The sequence below is a fragment of the Streptomyces yokosukanensis genome, from assembly GCF_001514035.1.
Lineage (GTDB): Bacteria > Actinomycetota > Actinomycetes > Streptomycetales > Streptomycetaceae > Streptomyces > Streptomyces yokosukanensis.
In genome coordinates this window covers 547,035-564,814 of record NZ_KQ948206.1, presented here as the reverse complement: position 1 = coordinate 564,814, position 17,780 = coordinate 547,035, and the positions used below count along the sequence as shown (strand labels likewise).

14 protein-coding genes are annotated in these 17,780 nt (G+C 71.8%); 1 reads left to right on the top strand and 13 read right to left on the bottom strand.

What is annotated here, in order from left to right:
- Window positions 1–59 precede the first annotated feature (59 nt).
- The 10 genes from AQI95_RS02540 to AQI95_RS02495 all read right to left on the bottom strand — a co-directional run bounded on the left by AQI95_RS02540 (window position 60) and on the right by AQI95_RS02495 (window position 14,167).
- Window positions 60–2,603, bottom strand: coding sequence for a sensor histidine kinase (locus tag AQI95_RS02540; RefSeq protein ID WP_067116452.1), 2,544 nt, complete (start codon window positions 2,601–2,603; stop codon window positions 60–62).
- A gap of 1 nt (window position 2,604) precedes the next feature.
- Window positions 2,605–3,288, bottom strand: a complete 684-nt coding sequence (locus AQI95_RS02535; protein WP_067116448.1) for a response regulator — start codon at window positions 3,286–3,288, stop codon at window positions 2,605–2,607.
- A 91-nt stretch (window positions 3,289–3,379) separates the two neighbouring features.
- A complete protein-coding gene (locus AQI95_RS02530; RefSeq protein WP_208614048.1) occupies window positions 3,380–4,087 on the bottom strand; it encodes a potassium-transporting ATPase subunit C in 708 nt (235 codons plus the stop codon).
- A 24-nt stretch (window positions 4,088–4,111) separates the two neighbouring features.
- A complete protein-coding gene (kdpB, locus tag AQI95_RS02525; RefSeq protein WP_208614047.1) occupies window positions 4,112–6,241 on the bottom strand; it encodes a potassium-transporting ATPase subunit KdpB in 2,130 nt (709 codons plus the stop codon).
- Entirely contained in the window at window positions 6,238–7,902 is a 1,665-nt protein-coding gene (gene kdpA / locus AQI95_RS02520) for a potassium-transporting ATPase subunit KdpA (RefSeq protein ID WP_067116440.1), read from the bottom strand. The genes kdpB and kdpA overlap by 4 nt, the downstream gene beginning before the upstream one ends.
- Before the next feature lie 32 nt (window positions 7,903–7,934).
- Window positions 7,935–8,024, bottom strand: coding sequence for a K(+)-transporting ATPase subunit F (kdpF, locus tag AQI95_RS02515; protein WP_018533641.1), 90 nt, complete (start codon window positions 8,022–8,024; stop codon window positions 7,935–7,937).
- 444 nt (window positions 8,025–8,468) lie between these two features.
- Complete coding sequence (locus AQI95_RS02510) at window positions 8,469–10,310, bottom strand: APC family permease (RefSeq protein WP_067116436.1); 1,842 nt, start codon at window positions 10,308–10,310, stop codon at window positions 8,469–8,471.
- 159 nt (window positions 10,311–10,469) lie between these two features.
- Window positions 10,470–10,772: a hypothetical protein gene (locus AQI95_RS02505; protein WP_159056447.1), complete on the bottom strand. Its 303-nt coding sequence runs from the start codon at window positions 10,770–10,772 to the stop codon at window positions 10,470–10,472.
- Window positions 10,773–10,874: 102 nt separating this feature from the next.
- Window positions 10,875–11,672 carry a DUF4118 domain-containing protein gene (locus tag AQI95_RS02500; protein ID WP_079070994.1) on the bottom strand — a complete coding sequence of 266 codons (798 nt, stop codon included), beginning with the start codon at window positions 11,670–11,672 and terminating at the stop codon, window positions 10,875–10,877.
- Window positions 11,672–14,167, bottom strand: coding sequence for an ATP-binding protein (locus AQI95_RS02495; protein WP_067116431.1), 2,496 nt, complete (start codon window positions 14,165–14,167; stop codon window positions 11,672–11,674). The genes AQI95_RS02500 and AQI95_RS02495 overlap by 1 nt, the downstream gene beginning before the upstream one ends.
- Window positions 14,168–14,401: 234 nt before the next feature.
- Between AQI95_RS02495 and AQI95_RS02490 the strand changes: the two genes are divergently transcribed.
- The gene (locus AQI95_RS02490; RefSeq protein WP_067116428.1) at window positions 14,402–15,982 is read left to right on the top strand and encodes a Na+/H+ antiporter; all 1,581 of its coding nucleotides are present in this window, start codon (window positions 14,402–14,404) and stop codon (window positions 15,980–15,982) included.
- Window positions 15,983–15,996: 14 nt separating this feature from the next.
- On the opposite strand, the gene AQI95_RS02485 is transcribed toward AQI95_RS02490, so the two are convergent.
- The 3 genes from AQI95_RS02485 to AQI95_RS48675 form a co-directional block, all read right to left on the bottom strand.
- Window positions 15,997–16,275 (bottom strand): hypothetical protein, encoded by a 279-nt coding sequence (locus AQI95_RS02485; RefSeq protein ID WP_067116425.1) that lies wholly within the window; start codon window positions 16,273–16,275, stop codon window positions 15,997–15,999.
- Window positions 16,276–16,358: 83 nt separating this feature from the next.
- Entirely contained in the window at window positions 16,359–17,135 is a 777-nt protein-coding gene (locus AQI95_RS02480) for a GNAT family N-acetyltransferase (RefSeq protein WP_067116422.1), read from the bottom strand.
- Between the two features lie 170 nt (window positions 17,136–17,305).
- A partial coding sequence (locus AQI95_RS48675; RefSeq protein ID WP_482255578.1) for a Rossmann-fold NAD(P)-binding domain-containing protein occupies window positions 17,306–17,780 on the bottom strand: 475 nt, incomplete at its 5' end.

Here is a 17,780-nt window from a genome sequence, read left to right as displayed (position 1 = left end):
ATACAGATGCGGCGGCCGCAACCCGTAGGGGCGCGGGGAACTGCGCGACCAGCCCACGGCTACCCGCAGTCCCCCGACACGACGAGCCCCCCGAGCTGTTCGCGCTCCGGCGCCGTCGGCACCGCGAGCACCATGGTCAGCCCGCCCCCCGGCGTGTCCTCCGCGAGCAGCGACCCGCCGACCGATTCGGCGAAACCGCGGGCCACCGCGAGGCCCAGCCCGACACCGACCCCCCGCGGAGCGTCCCCGTACCGCTGGAACGGCTCGAAGATGCGGTCCTTGGCCTCGTCCGGGACGCCCGGCCCCCGGTCGACGACGCGCACCTCCACCCGGTCGGCCAGCGCACTCGCGGAGACCAGGACCCGCTCCCCGGGCGGGCTGTACTTGACCGCGTTCTCCACGACGTTGGCCACGGCCCGCTCCAGCAGGCCCCGGTCGACGTACACCATCGGCAGGGTCTCGGGGATGTCCAGGTCCACGCTGTCCTCGGGCACTCCGCCGAGCGCCATGGGCACGACCTCGTCGAGGTCGGTCTCCCGGATGATCGGCGTCACCGTGCCGGTCTGCAGCCGGGACATGTCGAGGAGGTTGCCGACGAGGTGGTCGAGCCGGTCGGCGCCCTCCTCGATGGCCTCCAGCAGATCCGCCCGGTCCTGTTCGGACCACTCGACGTCGTCCGAACGCAGCGACGTCACCGCGGCCTTGATGCCGGCGAGCGGGGTGCGCAGATCATGGCTGACGGCGGCGAGCAGCGCGGTCCTTATCCGGTTGCCCTCGGCGAGTTCCTTGGCCCGGTCGGCCTCGTGCTGCAGGCGCTGGCGGTCCAGGACGACGGCGGCCTGCGCGGCGAACGCGGCCAGCACCCGGCGGTCGGCGGCGGGCAGCACCCGGCCGCGCAGGGACAGGGCCATGTGGTCGCCGACCGGTACGTCGACGTCCGCGTCCTCCGGGATCCGCGCGGGATCGGGCCCCACGCTGCCGGCGCAGGTCCAGGGTGCCGTCTCGCCGGTGCGCTCCAGCAGGGCCACCGACTCCATGCCGAAGGTCTCGCGGACGCGTTCCAGCAGCTCCTCCAGGCCGGTCTCGCCGCGCAGCACGTTCCCCGCGAGGAAGGAGAGGATCTCCGACTCGGCGCGCAGCCGGGCCGCCTGATGGGTGCGCCGGGCGGCGGTGCCCACCACCGAGGCGACGGACACGGCGACCCCGATGAAGATCGCGATGGCGACGATGTTGTTCGGGTCGGCGATGGTCAGGGTGTGGACGGGCGGGGTGAAGTACCAGTTGAGCAGCAGCGAGCCGACCACCGCTGAGGCCAGCGCCGGGAAGAGGCCGCCCAGCAGGGCCGAGGCGACCGTCAGCGTCAGGTACAGCAACATGTCGTTGGCCAGGCCGACGGACGGCGCGGCGCCGGTGAGCAGCCCGGTGAGCAGGGCCGGGCCGAGCACGCCCACGGCCCAGCCCGCGATGACCCGGGCGCGGCCGAGGCGGGCGCCGCGGGCCACGGGCAGCCCGCGCCCCTTGCCGACCTCGTCGTGCGTGATGAGGTGCACGTCGAGGTCGGGACCGGACTCGCGGGCGACCGTGGCGCCGACGCCCGGCCCGAAGGCGTACTGCCAGCTGCGCCGGCGCGAGACGCCGAGCACGATCTGGGTGGCGTTCACGCCGCGCGCGAAGTCCAGCAGGGCGGCCGGTATGTCGTCGCCGACGACATGGTGGAAGGTGCCGCCGAGGTCCTCCACCAGGGTGCGCTGGACGGCCAGTTCCTTGGGCGAGGCCGAGGTCAGGCCGTCGCTGCGGGAGATGTAGACGGCGAGCACCTCGCCGCCGGCGCCCTTCTCCGCGAGCCGGGCGGCACGCCGTATCAGGGTGCGGCCCTCGGGGCCGCCGGTCAGCCCGACCACGATCCGCTCGCGGGAGCCCCAGATGGTCGACACCCGGTGCTCTCGGCGGTACTCGTTGAGGTACTCGTCGACCCGGTCGGCCACCCAGAGCAGGGCCAGCTCGCGCAGGGCCGTGAGGTTGCCGGGCCGGAAGTAGTTGGACAGGGCCGCGTCGACCTTGTCCGGCTTGTAGATGTTGCCGTGCGCCATCCGGCGGCGCAGCGCCTGGGGCGACATGTCGACCAGCTCGATCTGGTCGGCACGCCGTACGACCTCGTCCGGGACGGTCTCCTGCTGCCGCACCCCGGTGATCGACTCCACGACGTCGCCGAGGGACTCCAGGTGCTGGATGTTGACGGTGGAGATCACGTCGATACCGGCGGCGAGCAGCTCCTCGACGTCCTGCCAGCGCTTGGCGTTGCGCGAGCCGGGGATGTTGGTGTGCGGCAGCTCGTCCACGAGCGCCACCTGGGGGCGGCGCGCGAGGACGGCGTCCACGTCCATCTCGGTGAAGACGCTGCCCCGGTACTCGAGTTCCCTGCGCTCCACCTGTTCCAGGCCGTGCAGCATCACCTCGGTGCGCGGGCGGTGATGGTGTTCGACGAAGGCCACGACGCAGTCGGTGCCCCGCTCGATACGGCGGTGCGCCTCCGACAGCATCGCGTACGTCTTGCCGACGCCGGGTGCCGCGCCGAGGTAGATCCGGAGCCTGCCGCGTGCCATGTCATCCTTCGAAGCGGTAGCCCATGCCGGGCTCGGTGATCAGATAGCGGGGCTGGGAGGGGTCCGTCTCCAGTTTGCGGCGGAGTTGGGCCATGTAGACCCGCAGATAGTTGGTCTTGTTGCTCTGCGAGACCCCCCAGACCTCCTGGAGGAGCTGTTTCTGGGTGATCAGCCGGCCGGGGTTGGTCACCAGGATCTCCAGCAGATGCCACTCGGTCGGCGTGAGCCGTACGTCCCGCCCGGCCCGCACGGCCTTCTTGGCGAGCAGGTCGATGCTGAACTCCGGCGTCTCGACCAGCGTCGTCTCGGGGACGAGCGGGGTGTCCTCGGTGCGGCGGACCGCGGCCCGCAGCCGGGCGAGGAGTTCGTCCATGCTGAACGGCTTGGTGATGTAGTCGTCCGCGCCGGCGTCGAGGGCGGCCACCTTCTCGTCGGAGGCCTGCCGGGCGGAGAGAACCATGATCGGCACGCGGCTCCAGCCGCGCAGGCCCTTGATGACCTCGACGCCGTCCATGTCGGGCAGGCCGAGGTCCAGCAGCACCACGTCGGGCTGGCGCGCGGCTGCGAGCCGGAGGGCCGTGGCACCGTCGGGGGCGGCGTCCACGCCGTAGTGACGTGCCTGCAAGTTGATGACGAGGGCCCGTACGAGCTGCGGGTCGTCCTCCACCACGAGCACCCGGGTCATGGGTGTGTGCCTCTCCTGTCATGCCTGCGGGAGCCGGCGGCACCGGGATGCCTCCCGGGCGCCGACTCCCGTCGCGAATCGCGTAAGGCCGTCACTTCTTGGCCACGAGGTCCTTGAGCGCGATGTTGAGTCGAAGGACGTTCACCTGCGGCTCACCGATGAACCCGAGGGTGCGGCCCTGGGTGTTGTCCTTCACCAGCTTCTCCACCGCGGCGACGGACAGACCGTTCTTCGCGGCGATCCGGTGCACCTGGAGTTCGGCGTACTCCGGGGAGATGGCCGGGTCGAGGCCGGAGCCGGAGGAGGTGACCGCGTCGGCGGGGACGTCGGACGGCTTCACGGTGTAGCCGGGGACCGAGTTGTCCTTGACGACGGCGTCCTTGGCGGCGACCACCTGGGCGCAGAGCGTCTTGTCCGCCGGCTGGTCCGGGCACACGCCCTTCACCGCACCGCTGTCCGCGGAGAGGTTGGTGGCACCGGAAAGGATCAGCTTGTACCGGGTGTTGAGGCTGTTGGCGCCGAGGCCGTTCTGCGGGCGGCCCTGGAACCACTTGAGGTCGGGATCCGGGCTGGTCTGGCCCTTCTTCAGCGGCAGGTTGTACGACTGCCCGATCAGGGACGAGCCGACGACCTTGCCGTCCGCCTTGATCTCGGAACCGTTCGCCTTGTTGTTGAACAGTGCCTGGGCGATGCCGGTGACGACCAGCGGGTAGATGACGCCGGTCACCAGGGTCAGCACGAGGAGGGCGCGCAGGCCCGCCCCGAGCAACCGGGCGGTGTTCGTGACGGAGTTGTTCATGGTGATCAGCACTCTTTTGAATAGTTACAGCCCGGGGATGAGGGAGATGAGCAGATCGATGATCTTGATGCCGATGAAGGGCGCGATCAGGCCGCCGATGCCGTAGATCCCGAGGTTGCGGCGGAGCATCTTGTCCGCGCTCATCGGCCGGTAGCGCACGCCCTTCAGGGACAGCGGCACCAGCGCGATGATGATCAGCGCGTTGAAGATGACGGCCGACAGGATCGCGGAGTTGGGCGAGGACAGGTGCATGATGTTCAGCTTGTCCAGGCCCGGGTAGACCGCCGCGAACAGCGCCGGGATGATCGCGAAGTACTTCGCGACGTCGTTGGCGATGGAGAACGTGGTCAGCGCGCCGCGCGTGATCAGCAGCTGCTTGCCGATCTCGACGATCTCGATGAGCTTGGTCGGGTTGGAGTCGAGGTCGACCATGTTGCCGGCCTCCTTCGCGGCCGACGTGCCCGTGTTCATCGCCACGCCCACGTCCGCCTGCGCGAGGGCCGGGGCGTCGTTCGTGCCGTCACCGGTCATCGCGACCAGCTTCCCGCCCGCCTGCTCCCGCTTGATGAGGGCCATCTTGTCCTCGGGGGTGGCCTCGGCGAGGAAGTCGTCGACGCCCGCCTCCTCGGCGATGGCCTTCGCGGTCAGCGGGTTGTCACCCGTGATCATGACCGTCTTGATGCCCATGCGGCGCAGTTCCTCGAACCGCTCCCGCATGCCCTCCTTGACGACGTCCTTCAGGTAGATGACACCCAGCACGCGGGCGCCCTGGTCGTCGTTGACGGCGACCAGCAGCGGGGTGCCACCGGCCTCGGAGATGCGGTTCGCGATCGTGTCCGCGTCCTCGGCGATCCGGCCGCCCTGCTCCTCGACCCAGGCGATGACCGAGGCCGTGGCACCCTTGCGGATCTTGCGGCCGTCGACGTCCACACCCGACATACGGGTCTGGGCGGTGAACTCGATCCAGTCGGCGTGCGCCAGCTCGCCCTGGTGGCGTTCGCGCAGCCCGTACTTCTCCTTCGCCAGGACGACGATGGAACGGCCCTCGGGCGTCTCGTCGGCCAGCGAGGACAGCTGGGCCGCGTCGGCGACCTCGGCCTCGGTGGTGCCCTTGACCGGGACGAACTCGGCGGCCTGCCGGTTGCCGAGCGTGATCGTGCCGGTCTTGTCCAGCAGCAGCGTGGAGACGTCGCCGGCGGCCTCGACCGCGCGGCCGGACATCGCCAGGACGTTGCGCTGCACCAGCCGGTCCATGCCCGCGATACCGATCGCGGAGAGCAGGGCGCCGATGGTGGTCGGGATCAGGCAGACCAGCAGCGCGACCAGCACGATCATGGTCAGGTGCGTGCCCGCGAAGTCGGCGAACGGCGGCAGCGTGGCCACCGCGAGCAGGAAGACGATGGTCAGCGAGGCGAGCAGGATGTTCAGCGCGATCTCGTTGGGCGTCTTCTGCCGGGCGGCGCCCTCGACCAGGTTGATCATCCGGTCGATGAAGGTCTCGCCGGGCTTCGTCGTGATCTTGATGACGATGCGGTCGGAGAGGACCTTCGTGCCGCCCGTGACGGCCGAGCGGTCGCCACCGGACTCGCGGATGACCGGGGCGGACTCGCCGGTGATGGCCGACTCGTCCACCGAGGCGACACCCTCGACGACGTCACCGTCACCGGGGATGATGTCGCCGGCCTCGCAGACCACCAGGTCACCGATGGTCAGCGCGGTGCCGGGCACCTGCTCCTCGGTGTCCCCCACCAGCCGGCGGGCGACCGTGTCGGTCTTGGCCTTGCGCAGGGTGTCGGCCTGCGCCTTGCCGCGGCCCTCGGCGACCGCCTCCGCCAGGTTGGCGAAGATCACGGTCAGCCACAGCCACGCGCTGATCGCCCAGCCGAACCAGTCGCCCGGGTCCTTGAAGGAGAAGACGGTGGTCAGGACCGAGCCGATCCACACCACGAACATCACGGGCGACTTGACCATCACCCGCGGGTCGAGCTTGCGGAAGGCGTCCGGCAGCGACTTGACCAGTGCCTTGGGGTCGAAGAGGCCCGCTCCGACACGACCCTCGGCGGGCTTGTGCCCGGTGGGGACGTCGCTGTGCGGCGCCCGGGTGGGAGTGGCTGTGGACATCGAGTCCTCTTGCTTGTCTATGCGAGTGGTCATGACGCCAGCCCCTCAGCCAGCGGCCCCAGCGCCAGGGCCGGGAAGTAGGTCAGACCGGTGATGATCAGGATCGCGCCGACCAGCAGGCCGGTGAACAGCGGCTTCTCGGTGCGCAGGGTGCCCGCGGTGACCGGTACCGGCTTCTGCTCGGCGAGCGAGCCGGCCAGCGCCAGCACGAACACCATCGGCAGGAAGCGGCCGAGCAGCATCGCGAGCCCGGTCATGGTGTTGAACCAGTCGGTGTTCGCGTTCAGACCGGCGAAGGCCGAGCCGTTGTTGTTCGACGCCGAGGTGAAGGCGTACAGCACCTCGGAGAACCCGTGCGCGCCGGAGTTCAGCATCGAGTGCGGCGGGGTCGGCAGGGCCATGGAGGCCGCCGTGAACACCAGCACCAGGGCGGGGGTGATGAGGATGTAGCAGGCGGCGAGCTTCATCTCGCGGCCGCCGATCTTCTTGCCCAGGTACTCGGGTGTACGGCCGACCATCAGACCGGCGATGAACACCGCGATGACCGCCATGATCAGCATGCCGTAGAGGCCGGAGCCGGTGCCGCCGGGCGCGATCTCGCCCAGCATCATGCCGAGCATGGCGATGCCGCCGCCGAGGCCGGTGAAGGAGGAGTGGAAGGAGTCCACCGCACCGGTCGAGGTGAGCGTGGTCGACACGGCGAAGATCGAGGAGCCGCCGATGCCGAACCGAACCTCCTTGCCCTCCATCGCGCCGCCCGCGGCCTGGAGCGCCGGGCCGTGGTGGGCGAACTCGGTCCACATCATCAGCGCGACGAAGCCCAGCCAGATGGTGAACATCGTGGCGAGGATCGCGTACCCCTGCTTCACCGAGCCGACCATCACGCCGAAGGTCCGGGTGAGGGCGAACGGGATGCACAGGATCAGGAAGATCTCGAAGAGGTTGGTGAAGGGCGTCGGGTTCTCGAAGGGGTGGGCGCTGTTGGCGTTGAAGTAACCGCCACCGTTGGTGCCCAGCTCCTTGATGGCCTCCTGGGAGGCGACCGCGCCGCCGTTCCACTGCTGCGAGCCGCCCATGAACTGGCCGACCTCGTGGATGCCGGAGAAGTTCTGGATGGCGCCGCAGGCGACCAGGATCACCGCGGCGATCGCGGCGCCCGGCACCAGGATGCGCAGCGTGCCGCGCACCAGGTCGGTCCAGAAGTTGCCCAGCTCACCGGTGCGCGCACGGGCGAAACCGCGGACGAGCGCCACGGCGACGGCGATGCCGACGGCGGCGGAGAGGAAGTTCTGCACGGCCAGACCGGCGGTCTGCACGACGTGACCCATGGTCTGCTCGCCGTAGTACGACTGCCAGTTCGTGTTCGTCACGAACGAGACAGCCGTGTTGAACGACTGCGCCGGGTTGACGGACGAGAAGTGCAGCGAGCCGGGCAGCACACCCTGCAGTCGCTGCAGGAGGTAGAGGAAGAGGACGCTGACCGCCGAGAAGGCGAGGACACCGCGCAGGTAGGCGGGCCAGGTCATGTCGGTGTCGGGGTTGGCACCGATGCCCTTGTAGATCCACTTCTCCACGCGCAGGTGCTTGGTGGAGGAGTAGACCCGGGCCATGTAGTTGCCGAGCGGGATGTAGACGAGCGCCAGTGCGCCTATCAGGGCGAGCAGCTGGAGCAGGCCTGCGAGTACGGGACCCATGTCGCCCGCTGCGGAGGCAGCTGATGTCACGGTCAGAACCTCTCCGGGTAGATCAGGGCGAGGACGAGATAGCCCAGCAGGGCGACGGCCACGACGAGGCCGACGATGTTCTCGGCGGTCACAGCTTCGTCACCCCCTTGGCGACGAGAGCCACCAGCGCGAAACCCGCGAGCACGGTGACGACGAAGGCCAGATCGGCCATCGCGAACTCCTGGAGTGAGGTTCGGTTGAAACGGACGATTAGAGGAAAGCGCCTGTCTGGCCGGATCCGGTCGCCCGTTGACGCCTCTCATACGGCCGCGGTTACGCCTTTGACGCGTCTCTTACGACCTCTGGCCCGTACCGGTGGGTAGGCCGTCGTGACGTACGGTGACCCGGCTCACAGTCGCCCTGGGACGTGGGCCGGGTCCCGCTCACGGCGCCGGAGTCACGGCCCGCTTCAACCGTCGCATGCGTCACACTCGCCGCACGAGTGGCAGCCGCCCGCACGGGTTACAGCCGTCACAGAAGCCACAGCCGTACGCGGCGCCGCCGTCCCCCCACACGGGCCACGGCGGCCTCACCCGTCAGAGCCGGAAGCGCAGCCGGCAGATCACCGCGTCCGTCTCCCGGCGCACGGCGTGCGCGACGACCGCGCCCCGCTGGTTCTGCAGCAGGCGCTGCCAGAGGTGCTCCGGCTCGGTCTCGGGGATCAGCACGGTGACCCGGGTGCCGGGCTCGCCGGCGGCCACCTCACGGACGTAGGCGGCGATGGGACGGCCGAGCGTGCGCCGCTCGCAGGAGAGCCGGACCAGTGGCACCCCCGGGTCCCAGTCCGCCCAGGCGCGCTCCAGCGCGTGCAACTGGGCCCGGTCCTCGGCGTCCGGGTAGCACACGGTCACCGCGCGGACCTCGTCGCCGAGGGAGGTGGCCGCGCTGAGGGCCTCCGAGGTCAGCCGGGACAGATGGGACACCGGGACGACCACGAGCGAGCGCTCGCGGTGCGGGACCTCCGGGATCCGGCCGAGTCCGAGCCGGTCGCCGATGCGGCCGTAGGCGCGGTGCACGATCTCGAAGGCGACCACCAGCAGCGGGAGGGCGATCACGATCAGCCAGGCGCCCTCGGTGAACTTGCTGGCCGTGACGACGACGGCGGCGACACCGGTGAGGAGCGCGCCGAAGCCGTTGAGCACGGTCTTCCCGCGCCAGCCCCTGCCCCGCTCCAGCCGCCAGTGCCGGACCATGCCGACCTGGGCGATGGTGAAGCCGACGAAGACACCGATGGCGAACATCGGCACCAGGGTGTTGGTGTCGCCGCCGGAGAAGACCAGCAGCGCGGCCGAGACGACGGCGAGCGCGAGGACGCCGTGCCGGTGGACCTGGCGGTCGGCCTTGAGCGCGAAGACGTGCGGCGCGTAGTTGTCGCGGGCGAGCAGCTTCAGCAGCACCGGCAGCCCGCCGAAGGAGGTGTTCGCGGACAGGGCCAGCAGGATCATCGTGGCGAACTGGACGACGTAGAAGGCCCAGTTGTGGCCGAAGGAGGCGTCCGCGAGCTGGGCGAGGACGGTGACACCCTCGACCGGCTGGAGGTGGAAGCGGCCGATCAGCACCGACAGGCCGATCAGCATCAGGCCGAGCACGGCACCGAGGGCGACCTCGGCGCGCTGGGCCCGGCGCACCCGCGGCGCCCGGAAGGAGGGGACGGCGTTGGCGATGGCCTCCACTCCGGTCAGCGCGGCACAGCCGGAAGCGAAAGCTTTCAGCAGAAGGAGCGCGCCCACGCTGGAGGCGTTGTCCGCGAGGACCGAGGCGTGCCCGGCCGCGGTCGCGGTGCTCACGGGGTGGGAGCGGAACAGGCCGACGGCGATGAGGACGAAGATCGAGCCGACGAACACGACGGTCGGCACGATGAACGCCTTCGCCGACTCCACGATGCCGCGCAGGTTGACGCCCGTGACCAGGGCGAGCACCGCCAGGCACAGCCACAGCCGGTCGCCGTAGAGGGAGGGGAAGGCGGAGGTCAGGGCCGCCACGCCCGCGGTCACCGCGACGGCGACGTTGAGCACGTAGTCCAGCACCAGCGAGGCGGCGGCCACCAGGCTCGTACGGGCCCCCAGATGGGTCTTGGCCACGGCGTAGGAGCCGCCGCCGTCCGGGAAGGCCGCGATCACCTGCCGGTAGGAGGCCACCAGCACCGCCAGCAGGGCGGCGATCGCCAGCGTCACGGGCATCGTGAAGCCCAGTCCGTGCGCGCCCGCGGCGGCGAGGACGAGGACGATCGCCTCGGGGCCGTAGGCCACCGACGCCATCGCGTCCAGCGACAGGGCCGCGAGCCCGGTGACGGCGGTCAGCCGGTGGCGCTCGCCGGTATCAGGCGGCTCCTCGCCGGCGGGTACGGCATCCGGCTGCTCGGTGGTCAGGACGGACATGGGCACGTGCTCCTTCTTCGTTCACCCCGCACGAGGGCTGACGGGTGCGCGGGTGCGCGGGGTGCACCCAGGGTCTGTCCGCTTCCCGCGCGCCTCTGCCGTTGTTTGCGCCATCTTCGCGCCCAACCGGCAGACCTTGACGTGTCCTTGACGGTCGGCTCAGTCCCGCCGGGTGGTGGCCAGGACGACCCGGTCACCGGCCCGCCCCTCCAGCTCGGGACGCCCGGCCACGTCCACGCAGGTGAACAGCAGCGAGCCCCGCTCCACCGGCATCACGCCGAGCAGGGCGGCGATCCCGGCGCCGTACGCGTCGTCCCGGGTCGGCACCACCACGGTGACGACCTCGCCGCACACCGCGTCCAGTTCGAGCGCGAGCCGGTGCGCGAGTCCGTCGTCGCCGCAGATCACCATGTGCTGGGAGCGCTGCTCAAGTTCCCGGCGCAGATGGAGAGTTGACGTCACATCGGAAAGGAACGGCGGAGGGCGGGGTGCCGGTCCACCGGGCGGCCGGTCCGGCGTCAGGATCGCGTCAGCAAATGCCCGGGCCCTCGGCGGGCTCCCCCGTCACCTCCGCGCCGGTCCCGCCGTGTCCAGTGCCGCACCCGTCTGGTCGGCCAGGGTCACGGCCACCAGCCGGGCCTGGAGCGGGGGTACGGGGCCGAGGCCGGGGGTGAGCATGAAGCGGCCGAGGTAGTGGCCGTTGCCGTAGGCGCGCAGCTCGATCTCGCCCTCGGGCCAGCCGTCGGCGTCCGGGTCCCAGGCACGCCGGCCCACCGTGACACCGCCGTCCGGCTCCAGACGCGGCGGGCGCCCCAGCAGGCTGCCGTACTCGAAGCGGCAGGCGCGCAGGCCGAGGAGTCCGGTCAGCTCACCGCGGACGTGATCGACCACGACGTCCGCGGAGTTGGCCGTCTTCGCCAGGTCCGCCGTCCGCTGGACGCGGGCGAGATGGGCCGCGTCCGTGACCGTGACGACCTCCAGCCGGCGGGCACGGGCGGCCAGTTGGGCCACGAGGACGCCGACGGCCAGCAGCAGCACCGCCGTCTCGACGTCGGCGGACGCGGTGATGTCGAAGGTCTCGTACGGCCGGGTCAGGAAGAAGTCGAACCAGGCCGCCGCCGACAGGGCCGCGACCACGCCCGCCGTGCGGCTGCCGAGCGCGGCCACCGCGACGACCACCACGACGAGGACCAGCGCGGCGTTGGTGTGCGTCAGGCTCGTACGCAGCGGGACGAGCGCGAGGCAGACCAGGAACGGGGCGGCGAGGGCCGCCGCCAGGGCGAGCCGGTCGCGCACCGGCCGGCTGCCCGGGGCGCGGGTCTGCGCACGCGGCGGCTTGAAGATACCCGTCACAGCGCTCATCAGGGGCCTCCTACGCTCTGCTCGGTCGGTGCGGCACCCGTCGACAGGCCCGCGAACGGCAGCGACACGACCATCGTGAGGCCGCCACCGGGAGTGTCCTCGGGGCTGATGGTGCCGCTCATCGCCTCGGTCAGGCCGCGCGCGAGGGCGAGGCCGAGACCGAGGCCCGTGGTGTTATCGGTGTCACCGAGCCGCTGGAAGGGCTCGAAGATCCGCTCCCGGCCGTCGGCGGGCAGCCCCGGCCCCCGGTCCACCACCCGCAGCTCCACCCGCCCGGCCAGCGCGCTGGCCGTGACCAGCACCTTCTTTCCGTCCGGGGTGTGCCGGGCGGCGTTGCCGACCAGGTTGGCGATCACCCGCTCCAGCAGCGGCGGATCGGCCAGCACCGCGGGGATGCCCTCCATGTCCGTCACGCGCACCTCGGGCACGTCGGCCAGCGCCATGGGCAGCACCTCCTCCAGGGTGGTGGCCCGCAGGTTCAGGGTGAGGGCACCGGCCTCCAGCCGGCTGAGGTCGAGGAGGTTCTCCACCAGGCGGTTGAGCTTGGCCATGGACTCGTCGGCGGTGGCGAGCAGCTCGTCGCGGTCCTCCGCGGTGAAGGCGACGTCACGGCTGCGCAGCGAGGTGACCGCGGCCCAGCCGGCGGCCAGCGGGGTGCGCAGATCGTGGCCGACCGCCCGCAGCAGGGCCGTGCGCAGCCGGTCGGCGGCCTTCACGGGCTCCACCTCGGCCGCCGCCTCGGCCAGCCGGGCCCGCTCCACCGCCGAGCCGACGTGCGCGGCGAACGCCGCCAGGACCCGCCGCTCGGAGGAGGAGAGGGTACGGCCGCGCAGCACGAGGTACGCGCCCGGGCCGGCCGGCACCGAGGTGGCGCCCTCGGCGTCGGGCGGCTCGTCCACCAGGTCCGCGGACTCCATGCCGAAGGTCTCGCGGGTCCGCTCCAGCAGCGCCGGAATGGTCGCCTCTCCGCGCACGATGCTGCCGGCCAGGGACGACATGGTCTCCGCCTCGGCCGTGGCCCGGGCGGAGCGCCGGGACGACCGCAGGGAGCGGTCCACGACCGCGGCGACGGTCGCCGCGACGACCGCGAAGACCGTCAGCGCCACCAGGGCGTTGGGATCGTTCAGCGTGAAGGCGCCGATCGGCGGGATGAACCAGTAGTTGAGCAGCAGGGACGCCGTCACCGACGCGATCACCGCGGAGGCGACCCCGCCTATGCAGGCCACCCCCACCACGGCCAGCAGGAACAGCAGCGCCTCGCTGGTCAGGTTCAGGGTGCCGCGCAGCTGGGCGAGGGCGGCGGTGAGCAGCACGGGCAGCACCAGTCCGGCCACCGGTCCGGCGATCAGCCGGGCCGTCGACAGGGTGCGCCGCCTCGACGGCAGCAGGGTGCCGCGGCCGGCCCGCTCATGGGTGACCCGGTGGACGTCGATGTCGCCGGACAGCTCGGTCACCGTCTCGCCGGTGCCGGGCCCGGTCAGGAACCGTGCCAGCCGCCCCCGCCTGCTGGTGCCGAGCACCAGCTGGGTGGCGTTCTCGGCGCGCGCGAACTCCACCAGGGCGGTGGCCACGTCGTCGCCGACGACCGAGTGGTAGCTGCCGCCGAGGTCCTCCACGAGCCGGCGCTGGCGGGCCAGCGAGGCGTGGGAGACCCCGGCGGCGAGGCCGTCGCTGCGGGCCACGTGCACGGCGAGCAGATCCCCGCCGGCGGACCGGTCGGCGATGCGGGCGGCCCGCCGGACCAGCGTGTCGCCCTCCGGTCCGCCGGTCAGGGCCACGACGACCCGTTCCCGGGTCTCCCACACCCCGCCTATGCCGTGCTCGAAGCGGTACTCCTGGAGCGCCTCGTCGACCCGGTCGGCCGTCCACAGCAGCGCCAGCTGGCGCAGGGCCGTGAGATTGCCGGGCCGGAAGTAGTTGGCGAGCGCGGCGTCGATCTTCTCCGGGGCGTAGATGTTGCCGTGCGCCATGCGCCGGCGCAGTCCCTCGGGGGGCATGTCCACCAGCTCGATCTGCCAGGCGCGGCGTACCACCTCGTCGGGCACGGTCTCGTGCTGCGGCACCCCGGTGATCTTCTCGACGACGTCGTTGAGGGACTCCAGGTGCTGGATGTTCAGCGCGGTGATCACGTCGATACCGGCGTCGAGCAGCGCCTCGATGTCCTGCCAGCGCTTGGGGTTGCGGCCCTCGCCGGGGATGTTGCTGTGGGCGAACTCGTCGACGATCGCCACATGGGGCCGCCGGGCGAGGACCCCGGCCAGGTCCATCTCCTGGAACCGGCCGCCGCGGTAGTTGCAGGGCGCCCGGGGGACGGTCTCCAGGCCGTCGAGCATCGCCTCCGTGTGCGGGCGCGCATGGCACTCCGCGAACCCCACCACCACATCCGCCCCACGGGCGGCACGGCGCCGCCCCTCGTCGAGCATCCGGTAGGTCTTGCCGACCCCCGGGGCCGCTCCGAGGTAGACCTTCAGTCGTCCGGGCCGTACGTCACTCATCGCCGCCGACGCGCTCCGCTCACTGATCCAACTCCCCTTCGCGGGAGGGTTTCTCCTCCCAAGGAAGCCGCTTCACGCAGCGGGCGACGTACTTGTTAGCGGTTCCTTGGCGTCGGCACCGGGGACCTTGACACTGTCTTGACGTGGCCTGGCCCGATAGGGTGAGGCCAGGTGTGCCGGGAAGTCTGGTCGGCCGGGAGTCGAAAGCGGCTTCCGCAATCCCAGGGGGACGGCATGCGCAGCGTCGGTACGGTTCTCGCCCTCGTGGTCCTCGCCACGGTGGTCGCCACCTTCGCGCGCCGCTGGCGGATCCCCGCCCCCTCCCTGCTCGTGGTCGCCGGTCTCGCCGTGGCCATGCTGCCGGGCACCCCGCAGATCCAGATCAGCCCCGAGATCATCGGCCTGGTCGTGCTGCCGCCGCTGCTGTACGCGAGCGCCGAGGACATGCCCTGGCGGGAGCTGCACGCGGTGTGGAAACCGGTCGGGATCCTGGCGATCGGCCTGGTGCTGGCCTCGGCGGCGGCCGTCGCCACGGTGGCCGTCTGGGTCACTCCCCTGTCCTGGCAGATGGCGTTCGTGCTCGGCGCGGTGCTGGCCAGCACCGACCCGGTGGCGGTCACCGCGCTCGGCCGCCGCCTCGCCCTGCCCCCGCGCGTGCAGGTCCTGGTCCAGGCGGAGAGCCTGTTCAACGACGCGACGTCGCTGGTGCTGGTCCGGGTGGCGGCGGGCATCGCCATCGCCTCGGCCGCCGCGGACTGGGGGGCGGCGGGGACCCAGTTCCTGGTGCTCGCGGGCGGCGGCACGGTGATCGGGGCCGCCGTGGCCGCAGTGATCACCCTGATCCGGCGCCGCACCGAGGACCCCGTCCTGGAGACGGTGATCGCCCTGGTCACCCCGTACGCCGCCTACCTCCTCGCGGAGGCCGCGCACACCTCCGGAGTGACGTCCTGCGTGGTCGCGGGGGTCGTGCTGGGCGGCCGCGGCGACCGGCTCACCAACGCCCGCATCAGACTCCAGCTGCACGCCGTGTACGGCACGGTGGTGTTCCTGCTGGAGAGCGTGGTCTTCAGCCTCATAGGGCTGGCCCTGCCCGGCGAGGTGCGGGCTCTGGCGGACGGCGACCACTCCTGGCCGCTGTACGCCCTCGCCGTCGCCGCCACGCTCATCGCCGTACGGCTGCTGTGGCTGGCCCCCCTGTCGGCGGTCGTGCAGCGCAAGGGCGGGGTCGGGCGGCTGAACTGGCGGGTGCCGATGGTGCTGACCTGGGCGGGCACCCGCGGTGTGATGCCGCTGGCCGCCGCGCTGTCCATCCCGGAGATCGCGAAGGACGGCAGCCCACTCACCGACCGTCCCCTGGTCCTGGTCCTGACCACCTCGGTCGTGGTGGTCACCCTGGTCGTCCAGGGCTTCACTCTCGCCCCCGTCGTCCGGGCCTCCGGTATCGCCCTGGAGCCCGCGCACACCGCGCGCGAGGAGGCCAAGGCCCGCTCCCACCTCGCGCACGCCGGGCTCGCGCGCCTGGAGGAACTGGCGGAGCTGGAAGTCGTACCCGACGTCGTCCTGGACCGGCTGCGCCGGGGCCTGACCGCCCGTCTCGACGACGCCCGCGACCGGCTCGCGGAGGGCGGCGCAGCCGACGGCGGCCCCGCCACCGAGTCCGCCGACCGCGTCTACCGCCAGCTCCGGCACGACCTGATCGCCGTCGAGGCGGGCGAGCTGCAGCGGCTCTACGACGCCCACGCCATAAGCGACACCACCAGGCGCAGGCTGCAGCGGTCGCTGGACCTGGAGGAGGCCCGGCTGACAGACGTCTGAACCTGGCCCCGGGACTAACCGAGGCGGTCGACGGCCTCCTTGGCCTCCTTCAGGTCGGCGCCCGAGACCTCCCGGTACAGCTTGATCGCGTGGATCTTCTTGCCCTCGCGGACGAGCGCGGTCACCTCGTCCATCCGCGGATACTCCACGCTCAGGTCGAGATGCTCCATGACCAGGTCGAGCTTGCGCTCGACACGCGCGAGGCGCCGGTCGGCCCGCGCGGAGCGGCTCTCGATGCTGAGGATGCAGCCGAGCACGGCCAGGGCGAGAGCGAGGAAACCCACTGTGTCCATGACCAAGATCCTAAGGCGTCGTCCCGTCCGGCGAGTTGACGGTTGCGGGGCGCAGAGCCGTCCTCCGGTGGAAGCGGACCCGGTCAGGCGCTGAGCCGGTTGTGCGCCACCGGGCTGCCCGCCGCGTGGTGGACGTACTCGCGGACCAGGCGGAAACCGGCGTGCCAGGCCAGCAGGCGGCTGGCGCGGTTGTGGACCGAGCAGTTCCAGCTGGGCGTGTGGCCGCGGGCCGCGATGTCCGCGCACAGGGCGGTGACGCAGGCGAGGCCGAGGCGGTGGCGCCGGCGGTCGGGGACGGTGTGGACGGCCACGTCCTCGTAGCCGGTGCCGCGGAAGTAGGTGCAGGCGACGGCCAGGAGACGGCCGGCACGGCCCACCGCGGCCCAGGCGTGTCCCGAGGCGGACAGACCGAGCGGACCGCCCCAGCTCGCCGAGAGCCAGGAGGAGTCCGGGCCGAGGGCGTGCACGGCCTCGGTGTCCGCCGGTTCCAGGTGACGTACGGTCACCCCGTGCGGGACGGGCGCGGGCTGCGGCGCGGCCTGGAGCGTCCAGACCATGCGCTCCCACGGGGTGAGCCGGTCGAAGGCGGCGCCGAGGGCGGGCAGGAACCGGGCCGGAGCCTCGACGCGGTGACCGGCGAGCGGGGCGAGCAACGCGGGTGTCAGCTCCTCCGGGCTGCCGCGCAGCACGACATGGCCGGCGCAGGACACGGCGACCGTGCGCGGCTGGACCGGACGGTCCCCCCACCAGCGCCCGGCGCCGGTGGCCAGCACATGCTCGCCGATCGTCGCGGGACCGGGCGCGCCCGTGGGCAGCCAGCGGGCGAGCGCCCGTGCGTCCGGCGGTGAGATCTCGATCATCGATGCCTCCCGGGAAGGGGTGACGGGACGGTGTCGGGGGTGGAGACGGGGGTGGTGCGGGGGTTGCGGGTGGTGGTGGGGGGGGGGGTGGGGGTGGGGGGACATGGACCGGGCGGGCGACCGGGAGTGTCCGTCCCCTGTCGCCCAACTCCTCGATGGGGGAAGGTTCTTCAAGCGGTGCGGCCGACCAGCAGGTCCGCCAGCTTGGTCAGGCGCCGCACGGTGCGGTCCTCGGTCGCCGCCGGGGCCGGTTCGACCCGCTCCTCGCGGTCGTAGTAGGCGCCGTTGACGATCTCGACCGCCGGGTCGCACAGCCGCACCACGTGCCCGGCGCCCTCGGCCGGGGAGACGCCCTCGTGGGCGTAGAGCGGCAGCAGCGCGGTGGCGCAGACGCCCGGGTGGACGGAGACGGCGGTGACGCGCGGGTCGGACGCGAACACCGTGAGGGCGAGCTGGGACTGGGCGTAGGCGGCGAGGCGGGAGTAGCGGCGGGCACGGTTGGGGTCGGCCCACTGGATGGAGGCCGTGCGGTGCAGGGAGGACGAGACGTTGACGACCCGGCCGCCCGGGTCGCTGGTCAGCGCCGGCTCCAGCAGGCAGGTCAACAGGTAGTGCGCGAGGAAGTTGACCTGGAAGGCGATCTCG